This window comes from Gluconobacter cerevisiae (assembly GCF_015244675.1).
GTDB classification, from domain to species: domain Bacteria; phylum Pseudomonadota; class Alphaproteobacteria; order Acetobacterales; family Acetobacteraceae; genus Gluconobacter; species Gluconobacter cerevisiae.
This window is the reverse complement of the sequence record NZ_JABCQO010000009.1, coordinates 38,820-55,960: the sequence shown is the minus strand read 5'-3', so window position 1 is coordinate 55,960 and position 17,141 is coordinate 38,820. Positions and strand designations below refer to the sequence as shown.

Here is a 17,141-nt window from a genome sequence, read left to right as displayed (position 1 = left end):
GCGGAGCGGGTTAGGGCGGAGAGGCTTCTCTCCGCCCTTTTTTGTGCCTAACAGATACAAAAAAACCGGCGGCTCCGAAAGAAGCCGCCGGTTAACCGGAAAGGCAGGGCCTGTTCGCAGGTCTTACTTGAAGTCGATTTCCACGCGCCGGTTCTGCGGCTCACGCGTATTGGCTGCTGTGACCACCAGCGGATGGCTCTCGCCAAAACCCTGTGTCGCAATCATCCCCGCAGCCACGCCATCACGCACCAGCTCTTCCTTGACGGCGCTCGCACGACGCTGCGACAGCGCTATGTTGTAGGCTTCGCCACGATGTCCCGGATGGGCCGCCGAACTGTCGGTATAGCCGTTGACCTCGATATGCGTGACCTGAGCGGACGTGGAGTTGCGTGCCGCTGCGGCCACCACTGCCTTCGCCCGTGCGCTCAGCGTGGCTGAATCCCAGTCGAAGAATACCAGGTAGGTGCGGGTGGGCGCAGGTCCCGGAATCGGCATTGGAGCCTCAACCGGCTTTGGCGGCGGAGGAGCCGGATTGAACTCGTAGCGCAGGCCCAGCATCAGCGAATGGTTGAAGTCCGTCCGGGTGTCACGGTTGCCGCTGGACACACCGAATTCCTTCGTCTTGTCCCAGCCGCCATAGATTCCGGTGGCGGTGGCATGGTGTCCGTTCGGCCCCATCAGCGTGTAGAATCGGTATTCCGCCGTGGCCGACAGGCCCACGACCCAGGGAACAGGGAACGAGAGGCCGAAGATGCCCTGATAAGCGAAGTTCCCGGCTGTTCCGCCGACATGCTGGTCAAAAGCGCCGTTCGGGGCATGAACATAGGCGTTCATCGCCTGCCACCCATAGCCAATACCTGCGCCGAAATACGGGAAGACCCAGGACTTGCCGATGTCCATGTCGAACAGCGCGTTGGCCATGACGCCATAGCCCTGCTGACGGCCACCGACGGAGGACGGGAATGTGCCTGAACGGAACTGCTGCAAACGGTTGTTGCGGTAGTTGCCCTCGACCTCGACGCGGAAGCCGTTCCCGAGTCCGTAACCCAGACTGCCGATTCCGGTCACGCCCGCCTGATAGTGGTCACGCCCACTCGGGAAGACGGGCGAAAGCCGTACCGTCTGGTCCTGGTTGAAGCTCGCGCCGCCCTCACCTGCAACATACAGTCCTTTGACAGGCTGTGCGGTTGCGGCCCCCATGACGAGCATCGAAACGCCTGCAGTGAACCCGGCTCGGGTCAGCCAGGTCCTGACAACGGATCGGTGCGTCATGTCCATTTTTCTCCAACCAGCCAAATCTGCCAACCTTACCGTGTGTGTTCTTGCCGAAAGCTCGGACGATGGCAACGCATCACACAGCATAATGCCGCATCATGCGGTTTTCTTTATGGCAGGTTCGCCATGTGCTGTGTCTTCACTCCCACAGTTTACGCCTCTTCGTCCAGATCGAGCCTGCGTGATCCGAGAGTCCGCTCGATGGGCTGGGAGACGTCGCGCATCTCAAGCTCGACGATCCACAGATCGGGATCATACTGTTTCTGTCGCTCCAGATAGGCGTCCACACTGGCGGCATCGGTGGCATCCACGCGGGTCCAGCCTGATCCGTCCTCCCGCAGGACGCCCGTTCCACCTGAGCGGTCGGTCAGGACGATCAGGACCGCACCGGCATCCTCGTCTCCCTTTTTCAGAACCATGGCCGAGGTTCCGTCCGAGGAAATACGGCGCAGGACAGCCCGTACCCAAAGTCCCGTTTTCAATCGTGCGCCCATAACCGTTTCCGTTCGTCCTGCAAGGTTAGTGGAGAGGCGCGCTGTTCTCGTCGGGAACAGACTCCAGAGCCGCCTTGTAAGCGGCAGGGGAAGACAGCAGCGCCTTTGCTGCGTCCATGTCGGCATCCGAGCCGATGGCGGCCGGACAATGCTTGCGGATCTCGAGGATTTTCGCCACCGGGACCGGATAGCGGGCGGCACGGGCGGTTTGCACCGCTTCGCCCTGAAGGCTGTTTCCCGCTTTCAGGGCGGAGAGCTGCGCCTGAAGCGCCTCCGCTCCAAGCGATGTGCAGATCTGCGGCATGACGCCCAGTCCCTGAATCGGCCAGCCCAGAGGGGCCTGGTTGCGACTCCATGTCACGAACAGTTCGCCGCCATTCGGCATCTGGCCGATCACCTGAACCAGTCCCTTGCCCAGCGTTTCGCTCCCGATCACGACGGCGCGCCGGTGGTCAGCGAGGGCGGAGGCCAGAATTTCGGCAGCACTCGCCGTCCGTCCGTCCACGAGAACCACCACGGGGGTTCCGTTGGTCATGTCTCCGCCCTGAACGGCCCAGATGTGGTTGGCCAAGGGATTCCGGCCTTGCGTGGTTACGGCTACGCCATGATCCAGCAGGAGGGCCGCCGTCGTTACAGCCTGTTGCAGGACGCCTCCGCGATCGCCGCGAAGATCGAGAATGATGCCCGCAGCCTTGCCCTTTCCCGGAGGTGGGGCGGGGGCGTCCGGGGTCGGCTGCTCCACGACCTGATCGATATACTGGCTGATTTCCTCCGCCGTCTGGGTCGAAAAGGACGTGACGCGCAGAACGGTGAAAGGGCCATCGGTAGAGGCGAATACGGTTTCGGGCGGAACCTGAACCCGTTGCAGTTTGAAGGTCGTGGGCCGGTGTCCCTTTGCGGCGATTCCCAGCGTGACGGAGCTGTGTTCGTCGCCTTCCAGCCAGTCCTGAACGGTTGCGGCATCCTGACCATGCGTGGAGCGTCCGTTGACGGACACCAGATGCTCGCCCGTATCGACGCCTGCTTCCCAGGCGGGACCGTTGGCGTTGACCGCTGTAATCACGATGTTCCGTCCGTTCTGCCCGAGGCTCAGGCCGACTGTGCCTGTGCTGCCCGTGCGCCGCGTCCGGTCCGATGTGGCGGGAGAGGGGCCAAGGTAACGGGAATAGGGATCGAGATGATTGAACAGCTCGTCAAAGAATCCCTGCAACAGTGCATCTGACCCGGCATCCCGCAATGTGGAGGAATGCTGCCATGCCGCCTGCATGGCCGCGGTGACCAGATCCGCCCATGCAGAATGGCTGTTCCCCGCTGGCAGGGCGCGACTGAACAGCACCGTCTGGCCCTGAAGAACGCTCAGCGTTGCCGGGAGCGAAGCAATGGCAGATTTTTCAGCCGCGACGGCTGTTCCTGGCGCGTGGACGGCGGGAGAAGATGTGGCCGTAGGTGTTACCGTGACGGACAGTGTTGGGTCGATGGCGGTCAGACCATCCAGTCCCCAGACGCAGAAATCCCGCGCGGAATGGGCCTCCAGCGTTCGCGGTTCCAGAAAGCCGAGGGCTGCGACCAGAACATCCCGCGTGCTGGATGCTGAAAAGACGGGAGGTGAGGGCGGGGGTGGAACGGATGTTGCCGTGGCGGGAGCCTGAGCCGTTCCCGTAGGGCGGGCAGCATCTGGCCCGGCACCGGTTGGTGTCTGGGCGTCTGCGCCGCCGCTCTGAAGGGCGAGGACCAGAATGCAGAACGCCAGACACAGCGCTACACGACATGCCGCCTTGCGGCTGCGCGGCATGAAAAAGGTCACAGGGCGGGCGGCATGACGCAAGACGGGGTCCTTGGAGACGGGACGGCAAAAGACGGCTGCTCCCGTAACGCGACCACGCCACAAACTTCAGCCACGGTAAAGACTCGCCAGATCAAATCTGGGGTCGGCAGTGCCATCTGGCAACACTGCCGACCCGATCTGTTTTCAGTCTTCCGACGACGTGTCGGAAACAGTCTTACGCTTCCGCGGCGTTGTGGTTTTCGTCTTTGTGGCGGATTTGGCCGGGATACGCTTCGTTACCGTCTTTGGAGCGGCCTCATCCCCTTCCGTAGATGCAACGGCTTTCTTGGCCTTTGTGGTCTTCGGAGCTGCTTTTTTCGCCGAAGTTTTTTTTGCGCCACCTTTCAGTGGTTTGCCCTTTTCCGCCAGAAGCGCCACGGCTTCATCGAGCGTGACGTCCTCCATGTCCTGCCCCTTCGGCAGGTTGGCGATCAGTTGACCATGCTGGGCGTAGGGGCCGAACCGCCCCTTGCGGATCATGACCGGTTCGCCGTCTTTCGGATGCGCTCCCAGATTGCGGATGGACGCCAGCTTTTTGGCCAGCGAATCCACGGCCCGGTTTAGCCCAACGGTCAGAACGTCGTCGTCCTTGTCGAGCGTGCCATAGATGGCACCCATCTTCACATACGGCCCGAAACGCCCCAGACCGGCCTCGATCTTCTCGCCCGTTTCAGGATGCAGTCCGACCAGACGCGGCAGGGACAGCAGCCCCAGCGCCTGTTCCATGGTCATGGTGTTGCCGTCGATTCCCTTGGGAATGGTCGTCCGCTTGGGCTTGGCCTTTTTGTCTTCCGGGTTGGGTTCGCCCCGCTGGATGTACAGCCCGTATGGGCCGCGACGGATCGAGATATCCTCGCCGGTATCCGGGTCCTGCCCCAGAATTTTCGGACCATCGTTCAGCCCTTCGGTGTCGCCATCCTCGGCGACCAGACGGCGTGTGAACTGGCAGGTCGGATAGTTCGAGCAGCCGATGAAGGCGCCGAACTTGCCCAGCCGCAGCCCCAGACGCCCGGTTCCGCAGGATGTGCAGACGCGCGGATCGCCACCATCAGGGCGGGGTGGGAAGAAATGCGGTCCGAGATCTTCGTCCAGAGCGTCGATGACGTCCGAGATTTTCAGATCCTTGGTCTGTGCCACAGCCGCCGAGAAATCATGCCAGAACGCGGCCATGACATCATGCCAGTCCGCACGACCACCTGAAATGTCGTCTAGCTGCTCTTCAAGCGAGGCCGTGAAGCCCGAATCCACATAGCGCTCGAAGAAGAAGGTCAGGAAGGCCGTGACCAGCCGCCCACGGTCTTCGGGGATGAAGCGCCGCGCATCCAGCCGCACGTAATTGCGATCCCGCAGCACGCCGAGAATGGAAGCGTAGGTCGAGGGACGGCCGATGCCGATCTCTTCCATCTTCTTGACGAGCGAGGCTTCCGAATAGCGCGGCGGCGGCTGGGTGAAATGCTGTTCGGCATCCACGTCCCCTGTCGTCAGGCGGTCGCCTTCCTTCATCGGCGGCAGGAGTTTGCCGTCTTCATCCTCGACCTTGGTGTCGTCCCGGCCTTCGATATAGAGCTTCAGGAAGCCGTCGAATGCGATGGTTGAACCTGTGGCGCGCAGAAGCGTCTGGCCGCTGGCATCGGCCAGCGTAACCGCCACCTGATCCAGTTCCGCCGACTGCATCTGCGAGGCGACGGAGCGCTTCCAGATCAGTTCGTACAGTTTCTTCTGCTCAGGGCTTAGTGCATGGCCGACCTGCTGGGGTGTCAGGAAGACATCCGTCGGGCGGATGGCCTCATGAGCTTCCTGCGCGTTCTTGGCCTTGGTGGAATAGGCGCGCGGGAAATCCGGCACATAATCGCCCCCGAATGCCTCGCCGATATGACCGCGGATAGCCCCGATGGCTTCTTTTGCCATCGTCACACCGTCGGTTCGCATATAGGTGATCAGGCCGGTGGTTTCGCCGCGCAGATCCACGCCTTCATAAAGCTGCTGGGCCGTGCGCATCGTGGTCTGCGCACTCATGCCGAGCTTGCGGGACGCTTCCTGCTGAAGGGTCGATGTCGTGAACGGCGGCGGAGGATTGCGCTTGGTGCGCTTGCGCTCGACGGAGCGGACCGTGAACTGCCCACCCAGAACCGTATCGCGCGCTCCGAATGCCAGCTCTTCGTTATTCAGATCGAACTGGTCGAGCTTTTCGCCCTTCAGGTGCGTCAGGCGGGCCTGGAACGCGGCCTTGCCGGGCGTCGTGAAGCCGCCGGTGACGGTCCAGTATTCTTTCGGGCGGAAAACCTCGATCTCGGCTTCGCGCTCACAGATCAGACGCAGCGAAACCGACTGCACACGCCCGGCGCTCTTGCTGCCGGGCAGCTTGCGCCACAGGACCGGGGAGAGCGTGAAGCCTACCAGATAGTCCAGCGCGCGACGGGCCAGATAGGCGTCGATCAGCGGACGATCCAGCTCACGCGGAGCGGCCATTGCCGCGGTAACGGCTGATTTGGTGATTTCGTTGAAGGTGACGCGATGGACGTCCACGTTCTTCAGAAGATTTTTTTCTTCCAGAACGCTGCGGACATGCCAGGAAATCGCCTCACCTTCGCGATCCGGGTCAGTGGCGAGGTAAAGGTTTTTCGCCCCCTTCAGCGCCTTGGTGATGGCAGAGATCTGCTTTGCGCCGCGCTCGTCCGTCTGCCAACTCATGGCAAAGTTCTCGTCCGGGCGCACGCTCCCGTCCTTGGGCGGCAGATCCCGCACATGTCCGAATGAAGCGAGCACGGTATATCCGCTTCCCAGATACTTGTTGATCGTCTTGGCCTTTGCCGGGCTCTCGACCACCACAACGTCCGTCATCGCCACTCCGGTATTCCGCGTCACTTCAGTTCGGCAGCAACGCCACGCGTCCGCCGGGCACAAACTCCACGACCCCGCCAAGCTCCAGCTCAGCCAGCGTCGCAAGCACTGCCGACACGGAGAACTGGCAGCGGCGCACCACATCGTCAACTGCTACAGGCGTCACGGAGAGAAGAGACCGCACGCTTTGCTGCACCAGATCGGGATCAATCCAGCCTGCTTCAGAGATGTCTCCCCATATGGTCGAGGGTTCGGAAAAGCCGGTCAAAGGCGGGGTGTGGCGTGCTGCACGCTGCCACGGCGCGGGTTCAGGTTTGGGAAGCTCCGGCGGCAGGACCTGAAGAATATCGGCAATATTTTCTGTCAGGGCTGCCTGACCCGTTTTTAGCAGATGGTTTCCGCCCCGTGACCGCGGATCGAGCGGCGAACCCGGCACGACCAGAAGCTCACGGTTGTAGGACTGGGCGAGATCGGCCGTGATCATCGTGCCGGAGTCCAGTGCTGCCTCGATGATCAGGCATGCTGACGAAATCCCGGCAATCAGGCGGTTGCGGCGCGGAAAATGGCGGGCCTGCGGTGCAGTTCCGAGCAGCGCTTCGGTCACCAGACAGCCTCTTTCGGCAATCTGCTGCTGAAGGGATGCATTCTCCGGTGGATAGACATGATCCAGCCCTCCGGCGATCGCACCGACCGTCAGGCCGGGATGCAGTGCGGCGGCGTGTGCTGCCGAGTCGATACCACGTGCCAGCCCGGAAACCACGCAGATCCCGGCATGGGCCATCTCGGCCGCAAGACTCTCCGCAATCCGGATTCCCGCAGCTGAGGCATTGCGTGCGCCTACAACCCCGACAGACCGCATCGACAGCTTTCGGACGCCCCCAAGCGCGAACAGCACCGGCGGTGCATCGGGCACACGGGACAGAAGCAGCGGATAGTCCGCATCTCCCCGGAGCAGCATCTTTCCGCCCAGTTTTTCAAGGCGTTCCAGCTCGTCCGTCATGCGCGAAACGGACGGAATGACAGGGGCGTCCCGTCGCCCTGCTTTGCGCATCCGTCCGGGCAGCGCTGCCAGAGCGGCTCCCGCGCTGCCATACTGCATCATCAGTCGCGCAAAGTTGACCGGACCGACACCCATTGTGTGCGACAGGCGCAGCGTATCGATTCGGTCTGCCGTTGATATGACGGGAAAAGCATTTGCGGAATCTGTCATCAGGTCTTTCTCCTTAGGGCAGATTCCTTAATTGACGCTTAAAATTCTAGGAACGGGGTGCCTGATCCACGTTCACGCGCGGCTCCTGTCCCGTCAGAAGGCGTGCAATATTGCTCCAGTGCCGGGCCCAGATCAGCACCGAGACGAGGAGCGTCGCCACCGGGATGGGGGAGTGCAGCGCGCGTCCGGACAACAGCACCATCAGTACCGGTGCGAGCAGGAACGCTGCCAGCGCGCCTGCTGAGGAAATCCGGCTCAGGCGTGCGACCAGCAGCCACACCACGCAGCAGGCTAGCCCTACTGGCCAGGACAGAACCCAGATCGTCCCGAGACCCGTCGCAACGCCCTTGCCGCCCTTGAAACCGAGCCAGACCGGAAAACAGTGCCCGATAACGACGGCGACGGTCGCAACGGCCATGGTCATTTCGCTCGCGCCCGGAAAGAAAAACCGTGCGATCAGGACAGCGGCTGCCCCCTTGAGCGCATCCAGTAGCAGCGTGGCCGCAGCCAGTCCGCGTCGCCCCGTGCGCAGGACGTTTGTTGCGCCGATATTGCCCGATCCGATCTTGCGGATGTCCCCGCCGCCGGAAAGTGCCGTCAGCAGCAGCCCGAACGGGATGCTTCCGATGACGTAGGACACGAGGAACAGCAGGATGAGCTGTGCCTGAAAGCCGCTCACGAGCGTGCCTCCGCCAGCCCGTCAGCCGTGAAGACTTCCACACCGCGCTTGAACGTCCGCAGGACACGGCATTTCAGATCCCGACCGTCAAACGGTGTGTTCTGCGCGCGTCCCGGCAGGTCTCCGGCGACCACAGTCCACGAGCCTTCCGGATCGAACAGGCACAGATCGGCATCGCTTCCGACCGCCAGCGTTCCGGCGTTAAGGCCCAGCAGGGCGGCCGGAGCGGAGGTCAGGAGACGCAGCGCATCCACAAGCGGCAGCCCCGCGCCAAGTGTGACGCCTAGCAGCGTGACCAGTCCGGTGCCGCCAGCGCGGGCCTGCGCGAAAGGCAGGCGCTTGTCATCCGGGTCTGCCGGAGCATGGTCGGAGGCCACGGCGTCGATCGTTCCATCCGCCAGCGCGGCACAGACGGCCTGTCGGTCCGCGTCGTTGCGCAGGGGCGGCGAGAGTTTCGCGTATGTGCGGAAGTCGCCGATATCGTCTTCGGTCATGGCGAAATAGGGCGGTGCCGTATCGCAGGTCACACGTACGCCCTGCCTTTTGGCCGCCCGGATCAGGTCCAGCCCTTCTGCCGTCGAGACATGTGCGAAATGCAGTCGCGCACCGGTCATGGCCGCCAGACGCAGATCGCGGGCGATCATGATGGACTCGGCTTCGGCCGGAACCTGCGGCAGACCCATCCGCACCGCCCGTGCTCCGGCCGTGGCACACGCGCCTTTAGCCAGAGACGGATCTTCCGGATGCTGCACCACGATGGCGTCCAGAAAGCGCGAATAGGACAGCAGGTTACGCATCTGCTTGGCGTCTGAAATCGCGCGGGTTCCGTCTGTGAACGCCACGGCTCCGGCGTTGCGCAGCAGCCCGAGTTCGGCCATCTCGCCGCCCTCGCAGCCACGCGTTAGCGCGCCGTAGGGATGGATCGAGACCATGCCCGTCTCTTCGCCCCGGACCCGCAGCAGATGCACGAGCGCCGGGTTGTCGATCGGGGGGGAGGTGTTGGGTAGAACCGCCATGGTCGTGATGCCGCCTGCCACGGCTGCCCGCGCCCCGGACGACACACTCTCGCGGTATTCCGAACCCGGCTCTCCGAGTGCAACGCGCATGTCCACCAGACCGGGACACAGGACGGCTCCAGCGCCATCAATGACCCGCGCGCCTTCAGGAAGCGACCCATCGTCGCAGGCGACGATCTTGCCCTGACGCACCACGAGACGTCCGGTCTCATCGCGGCTCGAAGCCGGGTCGATCAGGCGGACATTTTCAAAAACGATATCAGTCATACCGGCATCCGTGCCCGGGACAGACGGTCCAGAACCGCCATCCGCACAGCCACGCCCATTTCAACCTGTTCGGAAATCACGCTCTGATCCGAATCCGCCACGTCCGAGGCGATTTCGACGCCACGGTTCATCGGCCCCGGATGCATGACGAGCGCGCCAGGCTTTGCCAGCCCCAGACGGCGGCGGTCCAGCCCGAAGAAATGGAAATATTCCCGCGCACTCGGCACTAGACCGGCCCCCATGCGCTCCTTCTGAAGCCGCAGGGACATGACAACATCCGCGCCGTCCAACGCCTTGTCCATGTCCGAATACATTTCGACATTGCCGAGGCTGGCCATGGCGCCCGGAAGCAGCGTCGGCGGTCCGACCAGCCGCACCCGGTTTCCGAATGCCGTCAGCAGATGGATGTTGGAACGTGCCACCCGGCTGTGCCCGACATCGCCGCAGATCGCGACCGTGAGGCCTTCCAGACGCCCGAAATGCCGCCGGATCGTCAGGGCATCCAGTAGCGCCTGCGTCGGATGTTCATGCGTGCCATCGCCCGCATTGACGACGCTGGCCTCGACTTTCTGTGACAGCAGGGCGGGCGCGCCGGACTGAGCGTGCCGGATGACCAACAGATCGCAGCGCATGGCGTTCAGCGTCGCGGCCGTGTCCAGAAGCGTTTCGCCCTTGTTCACTGAACTTGTGGCGACGGACATGTTGATGACGTCCGCCCCAAGCCGCTGGCCCGCGAGTTCGAAACTCGTGCGGGTGCGGGTGCTGTCTTCATAGAACAGATTGATGACCGTCCGTCCCCGCAGCGCATCACGCGGCGCGGAGCGCGAGCGGCTCAGCAGCGCATAGCTCTCCGCCAGATCGAGGAACGGCACGAGCTGTTCGGCCGACAGCCCCTCGATTCCCAGGAGATGCCGGGGGACGGAAGGCCGCTCAGGCATCGACGGCCCCGGAAGTCAGAACGGCAGCAATACGGGCCAGAACCTCGTCCTGTCCCAGCGCCGCAAGCGTCAGATCAATGCCCGGAGACGTCGTGGAGCCCGTCATGGCCGCGCGCAGCGGCTGGGCGACGGAGCCGAGCTTGATCTCGTGTTTTTCAGCATAGGCGCGCAGCGTTGCATCGACGGTTTCGGGCGTGAAGTCCGAAAGCGCGGCCAGATCTTTGCCTACGCCCTGCAGAACCGTGCGCCCGTCGTCACCCAGCATCTTCTCGGCCTTGGGGGTGAAGGTCAGTGGCAGCGTGAAGCCAGCGAAAGCGGCATTGTCTGCCAGTTCCACGAGCGTCTTTGCGCGCTCCTTGAGGCCCGGCATCATCGCAAGGATGCGCGCGCGGGTCTTGTCATCCGTCACAACGCCGTCGCGGCCTGCAAGACGCTGCATGACGTCATCCGTCAGACGCGTATCATCGGCCACACGCATCCAGATCCCGTTCAGATGCGCCAGCTTGACGTAATCCATCCGGGACGGGGAGCGGCCCACGCCATCCAGATCGAACAGCTTGATCTGCTCCTCGCGGGACAGGACTTCGGCATCGCCATGACCCCAGCCCAGACGCAGCAGGTAGTTGCACAGGGCTTCCGGCAGATAGCCTTCCTCACGGAAATCCACGACGGACTGTGCGCCATGGCGCTTGGACAGCTTGGCGCCGTCAGGGCCGTGGATCAGCGGCAGATGTGCGAAATGCGGCAGGTTCCAGCCCATGGCGCGATAGATCATGGCCTGCCGGAACGTGTTCGTCAGATGATCGTCACCGCGCATGACATGGGTGATGTCCATATCGTGATCGTCGACGACCACGGCATGCAGATAGGTCGGCGTGCCGTCCGAGCGCAGCAGGATCAGGTCGTCCATTTCGGAATTCGCGACCCGGACTTCGCCCTGCACCAGATCCTTGATGATCGTCTCGCCGTCACGCGGCGCCTTCAGGCGCACGACATAGGGCGCGCCAGCGGGCGCTTCGGACGGATCGCGGTCCCGCCAGGTGCCGTCGTAACGGGGCGGGCGTTTCTCGGCCATGGCCTTCTCGCGCATGGCGGTCAGCTCTTCGGGGGTGCAGAAGCACTTGTAGGCCTGACCTTTTTCCAGAAGCTCAAGCGCCACTTCCGTATGGCGGTCCTGCCGGGCGGACTGGAAAACCGGTTCCGCATCCGCCTCGATTCCCATCCAGGCCAGACCGTCAAAAATCACGTCCACGGCTTTTTGAGTGGAGCGTTCCTTGTCGGTGTCCTCGATCCTCAGGAGGAATTCGCCGCCGTGATGACGGGCAAAGAGGAAATTGAACAGGGCGGCGCGGGCGTTGCCGACATGCAGCAGACCCGTCGGGGAGGGGGCAAATCGCGTACGGATGGTCATGCCGCCGTCATATCATGCTCTGACCCGCGCTTCCATCCGCCTGCGCCAGCGGGGCGGCACTGCTTCGTTACAGGCGGGCGCTTTACAAAAAGCTAAGGTTCTTCAAGCGCGTGTGATTTCCAGCGGCCTCCCGAAGCAGCCTATTGTGACGTTCAATAGTCCGGGTGGTGCCTTTTCCATGAACAGACGCGATTTCAATGCCCTGCTGGCAGGGCTGGGTCTGACCTTCGGAGAGGGTACGGTCCGTCACGCCAGCGCCACGACATCCCGCGTGGATGTCTTCACGCTGCGCGCCAATGACTGGGTTCCGAACAATCTGGATCTGCCCGTCATCGTCTATCGCAATGCGCTCGAAGCCGGGCCGGAGCGTGAGGCGGTATATGAAGACCTGTTCAGCCGGAACGGCTGGCCGCCGCAATGGCGAAACGGTGTGTATCCGTTTCATCACTATCACAGCCTTGGCCATGAAGTTCTGGGCTTTTCCAACGGGTCTGCGCGCCTGATGCTGGGAGGGCCAAACGCCCGAACGGTCGAGGTGCGTGGTGGCGACATCGCCGTGCTTCCGGCTGGGACGGGGCACTGTAATCTTGGATCGGACACGGAGTTTACCGTTATCGGCGCTTATCCGCCCAACCAGTCTTTCGACATTCTGCGGGCCGCGCCCACGGCGGAGCAGAGTGCGCGCATTCATGGTCTGCCATTCCCGAAAACCGATCCGGTTCAGGGTGCAGCAGGCATCCTCGCACGGGAGTGGCACCCATCATGACGGGCTTCCCTCTGAGGCGGCGTCCTTTCCTCGCAGCACTCGCGGGTCTGGCTACGGTCAGCAGCGCTAGTGCGGTCGAGGCGACGAGCCAGAAAATGCGGATCGGCATTATTGGTACGGGCCATGTCGGCACAACGCTGGCGGAACTCTGGGTCCATGCGGGTTATCCCGTCATGGTGTCCTCCCGCTCCCTGACCGAGGCCCAGTCGCTGGCGACGTCGCTGGGTCCGCTTGCCACGGCCGGAACTCCGGCGCAGGCGGCGGCCTATGGTGATGTTGTGGTACTCGCCGTTCCCTATGGCGCGATTCCGCAACTTGGTCCGCAGCTTAGTCGGACGCTGTTGGACAAGGTCGTGCTTGATCCGTCCAATCCCTATCCCTGGCGGGATGGTGCGATTGCGGATACGGCGCAGCGGGATGGAGCAGGTGTGACGACCCAGCGTTACTTCCCCTCGGCGCATGTGGTGCGGGCGTTCAACTCCATCGACATGACCACGTTGCGTTCCGAGGCGCATCGGGCAGCGCCGCTTCTGGCCGTGCCGGTGGCGGGGGATGATGCGCAGGCCGTGTCGCAGGTAACGACGCTGGTGAAGGCGGCTGGATTCGACCCTGTCGTGACCGGCAATCTCACCACCGCAAGGCTGTTTCAGCCGGGGAGTGCCGGGTTCGAGCTTGAGCGGGATGCTACGGGTCTGAAACAGGTTCTGCATCTTCCGCAGTAGATTGGGGCGCAGGAGGCGCTGGCCTTAATCGGGGAGGCGCGAGCTGCGGAAAAATCCGTTACGCTTCTATGCGTGAAGACAGAGACCCTCTCCGTACCGGACCTTGATCCGCGCGAACTTCTGGACAGCGCAGAAGATTCCGACTTTGTGCCGAAGCTGCCTTCGCCCCTGATTCGGTCTGTTCTGGATCAGGGGCGTCAGATGATCTGCTGGCTTCCGGTGGTTGTTGGGCTTGGGGCCATGCTCTACCTTGCCCTGCCGTTCGAGCCCTCCATTGTGTCGGTCGTTCTTGCCACCCTTCTGGTCGGGCTGTCAGGAGGCGGGTGTCTTTGGCTGGGCTGGCAGCGGCTTTTTCCGCGCCTTCTGGGGTTTGCGCTGCTTGCTTTTGCAACCGGTTTCGGTGATCTGGCTTTTCAGGCCCGGATGCAGCCACCCATGCCGGTTTTGCCGACCCATGCCACCGTCCTGACGGGTCGCGTGCAGTCACTGGAAATTCTGCCGCCCCGGAATGATGACGAAGATGACGGCCATCGCATCACTCTGGCGGAGGCCGTGTTCGATACGCCTGTCGATGCTGGAATGGCGCCACTACGTCGCACGCTGCACATTCGTCTGCGGGACGATGACGACCTGTTGCCCGAGCCGGGAAGTACGATCAGCCTGCGCGCGATGCTGCGACCGCCGCCGCCGCCGTCATGGCCGGGCGGACGCGATCTTCAGCGTGAGGCATGGTTTTCGGGGCTGGCGGGAAGTGGTTATGCGTTGGGCCCGGTCAGTCTATCGGGTGTTGAGGCCCGGCCGTCATGGATTGAGGCCCTGCGCGAGGCTGTCGCTTTCCGTACGGCGGCTGTGCTGCCCGACCAGACCGCCGCGATTGCGGCCACGCTTCTGGCGGGTGAAGCTGGGGGCATTGATCAGCAGACGCGGGAGGCGTTTTCCGCGTCCGGGCTGGCGCATCTTCTTGCTGTTGCGGGGCTGCATCTGGGTCTCGTGATGGCCGCCGTCATCGTGACGTTGCGCTGTGGTCTGGCTTCGATTGAGTATGTCGCCCTGCGCTGGCCCTGTCGGCAGATCGCAGCCGTTTGCGGGCTGCTGGCCGGGGCGGGTTATGTTCTGTTGACGGGTGCGCATCTGCCCAGCCTGCGGGCGCTGGGCATGGCGAGCCTCGTGACGCTGGCCATTGTGACCGGGCGTCGCGTTTTGTCCATGCGGTCTTTGTCCATCGTGGCGCTGCTGATCCTGCTGGTCTCCCCGGTTTCGGTTGTTGATGTGTCGTTCCAGATGTCTTTTGCCGCCGTGATGGGGTTGATTGCGGGGTATGGCGCGCTGCGCGAGCCGCTTATGCTGCTGCGCGGGGAGGGGGAATGGTACAGGGTGGTTGCGTCGTATGGCGCGGCCCTGACGCTGACGAGCCTTCTCGCCGGGTTGGCGACGCTGCCGGTCAGCATGGCGCATTTTGGCGCGCTTCAGCCGTGGTTTGTGCTGGCCAATCTCGTGGCCGTGCCGCTGGCGGCTGTCTGGATTATGCCGGTTGGGCTTCTGGCGCTTGTTGCCATGCCGTTTCATGCCGAAGCGCCGTTTCTGAAACTCATGGGCGTGGGCATCCGCGTCGTGCAGGTGCTGGCAGAGCGGGTGGCAGCTTTTCCGATGGCGCATCAGCCCGTTCCAGCTATGCCGGGCTGGGGGCTGCTGCTCGTGATGCTCGGGCTCTGCTTCCTGTGTCTGTGGAAAGGCCGGATTGCTCTTGCCGGTCTGCTGCCGGTTGCGATCGGGGTGGGGTCGATTTGGGTGGCTCCGAAACCGGATATTTTCGTGTCGGCGGATGCGGGGCTGATGGCAGTGCGTCGTCCGGATGTTCTGCTGGTTGGTCCGCATTCTGGTCTGGAGCGCCGCACGCTGGAAGACTGGCAGCAGGCTCTTACGCTTCCGGTGGCGCCTTTGCCGCCGGATTGTCTGGCCGGTTTGTGCCGGGTCAGCATTGGCGCGCAGACCGTTCTGCTGCGTCCCCACGATTCTTCGGATGGCGCTCTCCTCCCGACGGCGCAGCAATGCGATGGGGTGAACCTGTTCATCAGCGCGTCTCCCGCTCGCAAAGGCTGTGCGGACGTGCCGTCCATCGACCGGTTTTCGGTTTGGCGCGACGGGGCTTATGCCGTGTTCGCCGGGCATACGCTCACGGTTGTTTCGGACAGGAGCTGGCGGGGCAACCGGCTCTGGGTTCCGCCAGTGGGCTGGCACGGCATGCCCAATCTGCCTCTGGCCCAATCGGAGTAAGACGCGTCTCAACTTTTTGGAAAGCAATCGACCTGTAGGATCGCCGCACAAGGAGATCCGTTATCGTGGCTCATAAAACCGCAAGGGTTGTTCTAGGGGCTGTTTTGTCTGGCCTGTCACTGATGGCCGCCAGCCCGCTCCGTGCTGCTCCCGTTGCGATCTGGGAGGGGCTGACTTTAGGCATGAGTGTTCCGGAAGCACAGATCAGCCATCCGCAACTGACCGCGCTGCCTTCTCCGGTGCCGCGTCCGGGTTTTGCGCGCTACGTTATGCAGGGGCCGTTTATCGGCTCCTGTCTTTCGACCGTGGATGTGAATTTTCTGGGTGGGCGTCTGGCCTCTGTTGAGGTCCATGCCCTGACGGACACGGATTCCGGTGATGTCCGCATCTGTGCCGAGGAATGGGGCCATGCCATCCGCCAGAAATACGGTCAGCCCCTGTTCGATGTTCGTGTGCCGATGATGGAAAACATCACCTGGAATGCGAACGGCTTTTCCGTGACGACCCATATGCGCGTTCTGAACAGCATCGTGCTCTATTCCGTGTCCTATCAGGCACCGCGCCGGACAGCCGCCCAGATTTTTTGAGGGGGCGTTTTAGCTCGCGGTAGCTTTTCGTGTCGCCGGAGCCACCATGCGCTTGTCCGGATACAGGCACCATGTCGTCGCCGGGCAGCGCCAGCATTCTGGCGTGCGGGCCTTGCAGACATAGCGCCCGTGCAGGATCAGCCAGTGATGTGCGGGGCGGAGCATGTCTTTTGGGATGCGCGCGACTAGCCCGTCCTCGACCTGCCGCACGGTTTTGCCGGGGGCCAGGCCGGTGCGGTTGCCGATGCGGAAAATGTGGGTATCGACCGCCATCGTATCCGCGCCGAATGCGACGTTCATCACGACATTTGCCGTCTTGCGCCCCACACCGGCCAGCGCTTCGAGCGAGGCACGGTCGGAGGGCACCTGTCCGCCGTGACGCTCCAGCAGCTGATGGCAGAGCAGGTCCACATTATGCGCTTTCGCACGCCATAGGCCGATGGTGCGGATATGCCGCGCAATGCCCTCTTCGCCGATGGCCGCCATGGAGGCCGGGTCGGGGGCTTCCTCGAACAGGCCTTTCGTCGCCTTGTTGACGGATTTGTCCGTCGCCTGTGCTGAGAGCACGACGCTGACCAGAAGTTCGAACGGATTGCGGAACACCAGTTCGCTTTCCGCATCGGGATTGGCTTCGGCCAGTGCGGTGATGAAGGCTTTGGCGGCCGCCTTGCTCATGGCCCGCTTTGCGGTTGCGGGGGCATCGGTCATGACGGGCACTCCAAGAGGGTGTGTTGCCGGGGGTGTGTTGCGTCTGGTCCGGACACACAGCAAGATACGGCAAAGTTCTGAAAACTCCATGCCATCACACCTCATGCCATTACACCGTGGCCTGTTCT

At 63.0% G+C, this 17,141-nt stretch carries 14 protein-coding genes; 4 read left to right on the top strand and 10 right to left on the bottom strand.

Translation table 11 applies throughout. From position 1 onward, the window contains the following. Nucleotides 1-123 precede the first annotated feature (123 nt). The 9 genes from HKD21_RS10915 to gltX all read right to left on the bottom strand — a co-directional run bounded on the left by HKD21_RS10915 (nt 124) and on the right by gltX (nt 11,956). Entirely contained in the window at nt 124-1,272 is a 1,149-nt protein-coding gene (locus HKD21_RS10915) for an OmpA family protein (RefSeq protein ID WP_194255728.1), read from the bottom strand. A gap of 155 nt (nt 1,273-1,427) precedes the next feature. Further along, entirely contained in the window at nt 1,428-1,769 is a 342-nt protein-coding gene (locus HKD21_RS10910; protein ID WP_194255727.1) for a DUF1491 family protein, read from the bottom strand. A 25-nt stretch (nt 1,770-1,794) separates the two neighbouring features. Next, the gene (locus HKD21_RS10905; RefSeq protein WP_194255726.1) at nt 1,795-3,561 is read right to left on the bottom strand and encodes a S41 family peptidase; all 1,767 of its coding nucleotides are present in this window, start codon (nt 3,559-3,561) and stop codon (nt 1,795-1,797) included. A gap of 177 nt (nt 3,562-3,738) precedes the next feature. Next, nucleotides 3,739-6,435, bottom strand: a complete 2,697-nt coding sequence (topA, locus tag HKD21_RS10900) for a type I DNA topoisomerase (protein WP_194255725.1) — start codon at nt 6,433-6,435, stop codon at nt 3,739-3,741. Nucleotides 6,436-6,460: 25 nt separating this feature from the next. Continuing rightward, on the bottom strand, nt 6,461-7,645 hold the full coding sequence (gene dprA / locus HKD21_RS10895; protein ID WP_194255724.1) for a DNA-processing protein DprA: 1,185 nt from the start codon (nt 7,643-7,645) through the stop codon (nt 6,461-6,463). Between the two features lie 46 nt (nt 7,646-7,691). Next, a complete protein-coding gene (plsY, locus tag HKD21_RS10890; protein ID WP_194255723.1) occupies nt 7,692-8,324 on the bottom strand; it encodes a glycerol-3-phosphate 1-O-acyltransferase PlsY in 633 nt (210 codons plus the stop codon). Next, nucleotides 8,321-9,607 carry a dihydroorotase gene (locus HKD21_RS10885; protein WP_194255722.1) on the bottom strand — a complete coding sequence of 429 codons (1,287 nt, stop codon included), beginning with the start codon at nt 9,605-9,607 and terminating at the stop codon, nt 8,321-8,323. Before HKD21_RS10885 ends, plsY begins: the two co-directional genes overlap by 4 nt. Continuing rightward, nucleotides 9,604-10,545 carry an aspartate carbamoyltransferase catalytic subunit gene (locus HKD21_RS10880; protein WP_194255721.1) on the bottom strand — a complete coding sequence of 314 codons (942 nt, stop codon included), beginning with the start codon at nt 10,543-10,545 and terminating at the stop codon, nt 9,604-9,606. The genes HKD21_RS10885 and HKD21_RS10880 overlap by 4 nt, the downstream gene beginning before the upstream one ends. Next, complete coding sequence (gltX, locus tag HKD21_RS10875; protein WP_194255720.1) at nt 10,538-11,956, bottom strand: glutamate--tRNA ligase; 1,419 nt, start codon at nt 11,954-11,956, stop codon at nt 10,538-10,540. Before gltX ends, HKD21_RS10880 begins: the two co-directional genes overlap by 8 nt. Nucleotides 11,957-12,134: 178 nt before the next feature. Here gltX and HKD21_RS10870 point away from each other — a divergent pair, with 178 nt between their 5' ends. The 4 genes from HKD21_RS10870 to HKD21_RS10855 all read left to right on the top strand — a co-directional run bounded on the left by HKD21_RS10870 (nt 12,135) and on the right by HKD21_RS10855 (nt 16,305). Further along, nucleotides 12,135-12,722, top strand: a complete 588-nt coding sequence (locus HKD21_RS10870; RefSeq protein WP_194255796.1) for a cupin — start codon at nt 12,135-12,137, stop codon at nt 12,720-12,722. Further along, nucleotides 12,719-13,444 (top strand): NADPH-dependent F420 reductase, encoded by a 726-nt coding sequence (locus HKD21_RS10865; protein WP_194255719.1) that lies wholly within the window; start codon nt 12,719-12,721, stop codon nt 13,442-13,444. Before HKD21_RS10870 ends, HKD21_RS10865 begins: the two co-directional genes overlap by 4 nt. Nucleotides 13,445-13,516: 72 nt before the next feature. Beyond that, nucleotides 13,517-15,718: a ComEC/Rec2 family competence protein gene (locus HKD21_RS10860; protein WP_322782929.1), complete on the top strand. Its 2,202-nt coding sequence runs from the start codon at nt 13,517-13,519 to the stop codon at nt 15,716-15,718. A gap of 65 nt (nt 15,719-15,783) precedes the next feature. Continuing rightward, entirely contained in the window at nt 15,784-16,305 is a 522-nt protein-coding gene (locus tag HKD21_RS10855; RefSeq protein ID WP_194255718.1) for a hypothetical protein, read from the top strand. Between the two features lie 9 nt (nt 16,306-16,314). Here the strand turns inward: HKD21_RS10855 and nth are convergent, their stop codons facing one another. Continuing rightward, nucleotides 16,315-17,013 carry an endonuclease III gene (gene nth, locus HKD21_RS10850; protein ID WP_194255717.1) on the bottom strand — a complete coding sequence of 233 codons (699 nt, stop codon included), beginning with the start codon at nt 17,011-17,013 and terminating at the stop codon, nt 16,315-16,317. Nucleotides 17,014-17,141 lie beyond the last annotated feature (128 nt).

Excerpts from the sequence above, each read along its gene's own strand:
- HKD21_RS10915 (WP_194255728.1), bottom strand. The coding sequence starts at position 1,272 with ATGACGCACCGATCCGTTGTCAGGACCTGGCTGACCCGAGCCGGGTTC.
- HKD21_RS10910 (WP_194255727.1), bottom strand. The coding sequence starts at position 1,769 with ATGGGCGCACGATTGAAAACGGGACTTTGGGTACGGGCTGTCCTGCGC.
- HKD21_RS10905 (WP_194255726.1), bottom strand. The coding sequence starts at position 3,561 with ATGCCGCGCAGCCGCAAGGCGGCATGTCGTGTAGCGCTGTGTCTGGCG.
- topA (WP_194255725.1), bottom strand. The coding sequence starts at position 6,435 with ATGACGGACGTTGTGGTGGTCGAGAGCCCGGCAAAGGCCAAGACGATC.
- dprA (WP_194255724.1), bottom strand. The coding sequence starts at position 7,645 with ATGACAGATTCCGCAAATGCTTTTCCCGTCATATCAACGGCAGACCGA.
- HKD21_RS10885 (WP_194255722.1), bottom strand. The coding sequence starts at position 9,607 with ATGACTGATATCGTTTTTGAAAATGTCCGCCTGATCGACCCGGCTTCG.
- HKD21_RS10880 (WP_194255721.1), bottom strand. The coding sequence starts at position 10,545 with ATGCCTGAGCGGCCTTCCGTCCCCCGGCATCTCCTGGGAATCGAGGGG.
- gltX (WP_194255720.1), bottom strand. The coding sequence starts at position 11,956 with ATGACCATCCGTACGCGATTTGCCCCCTCCCCGACGGGTCTGCTGCAT.
- HKD21_RS10870 (WP_194255796.1), top strand. The coding sequence starts at position 12,135 with ATGAACAGACGCGATTTCAATGCCCTGCTGGCAGGGCTGGGTCTGACC.
- HKD21_RS10865 (WP_194255719.1), top strand. The coding sequence starts at position 12,719 with ATGACGGGCTTCCCTCTGAGGCGGCGTCCTTTCCTCGCAGCACTCGCG.
- nth (WP_194255717.1), bottom strand. The coding sequence starts at position 17,013 with ATGACCGATGCCCCCGCAACCGCAAAGCGGGCCATGAGCAAGGCGGCC.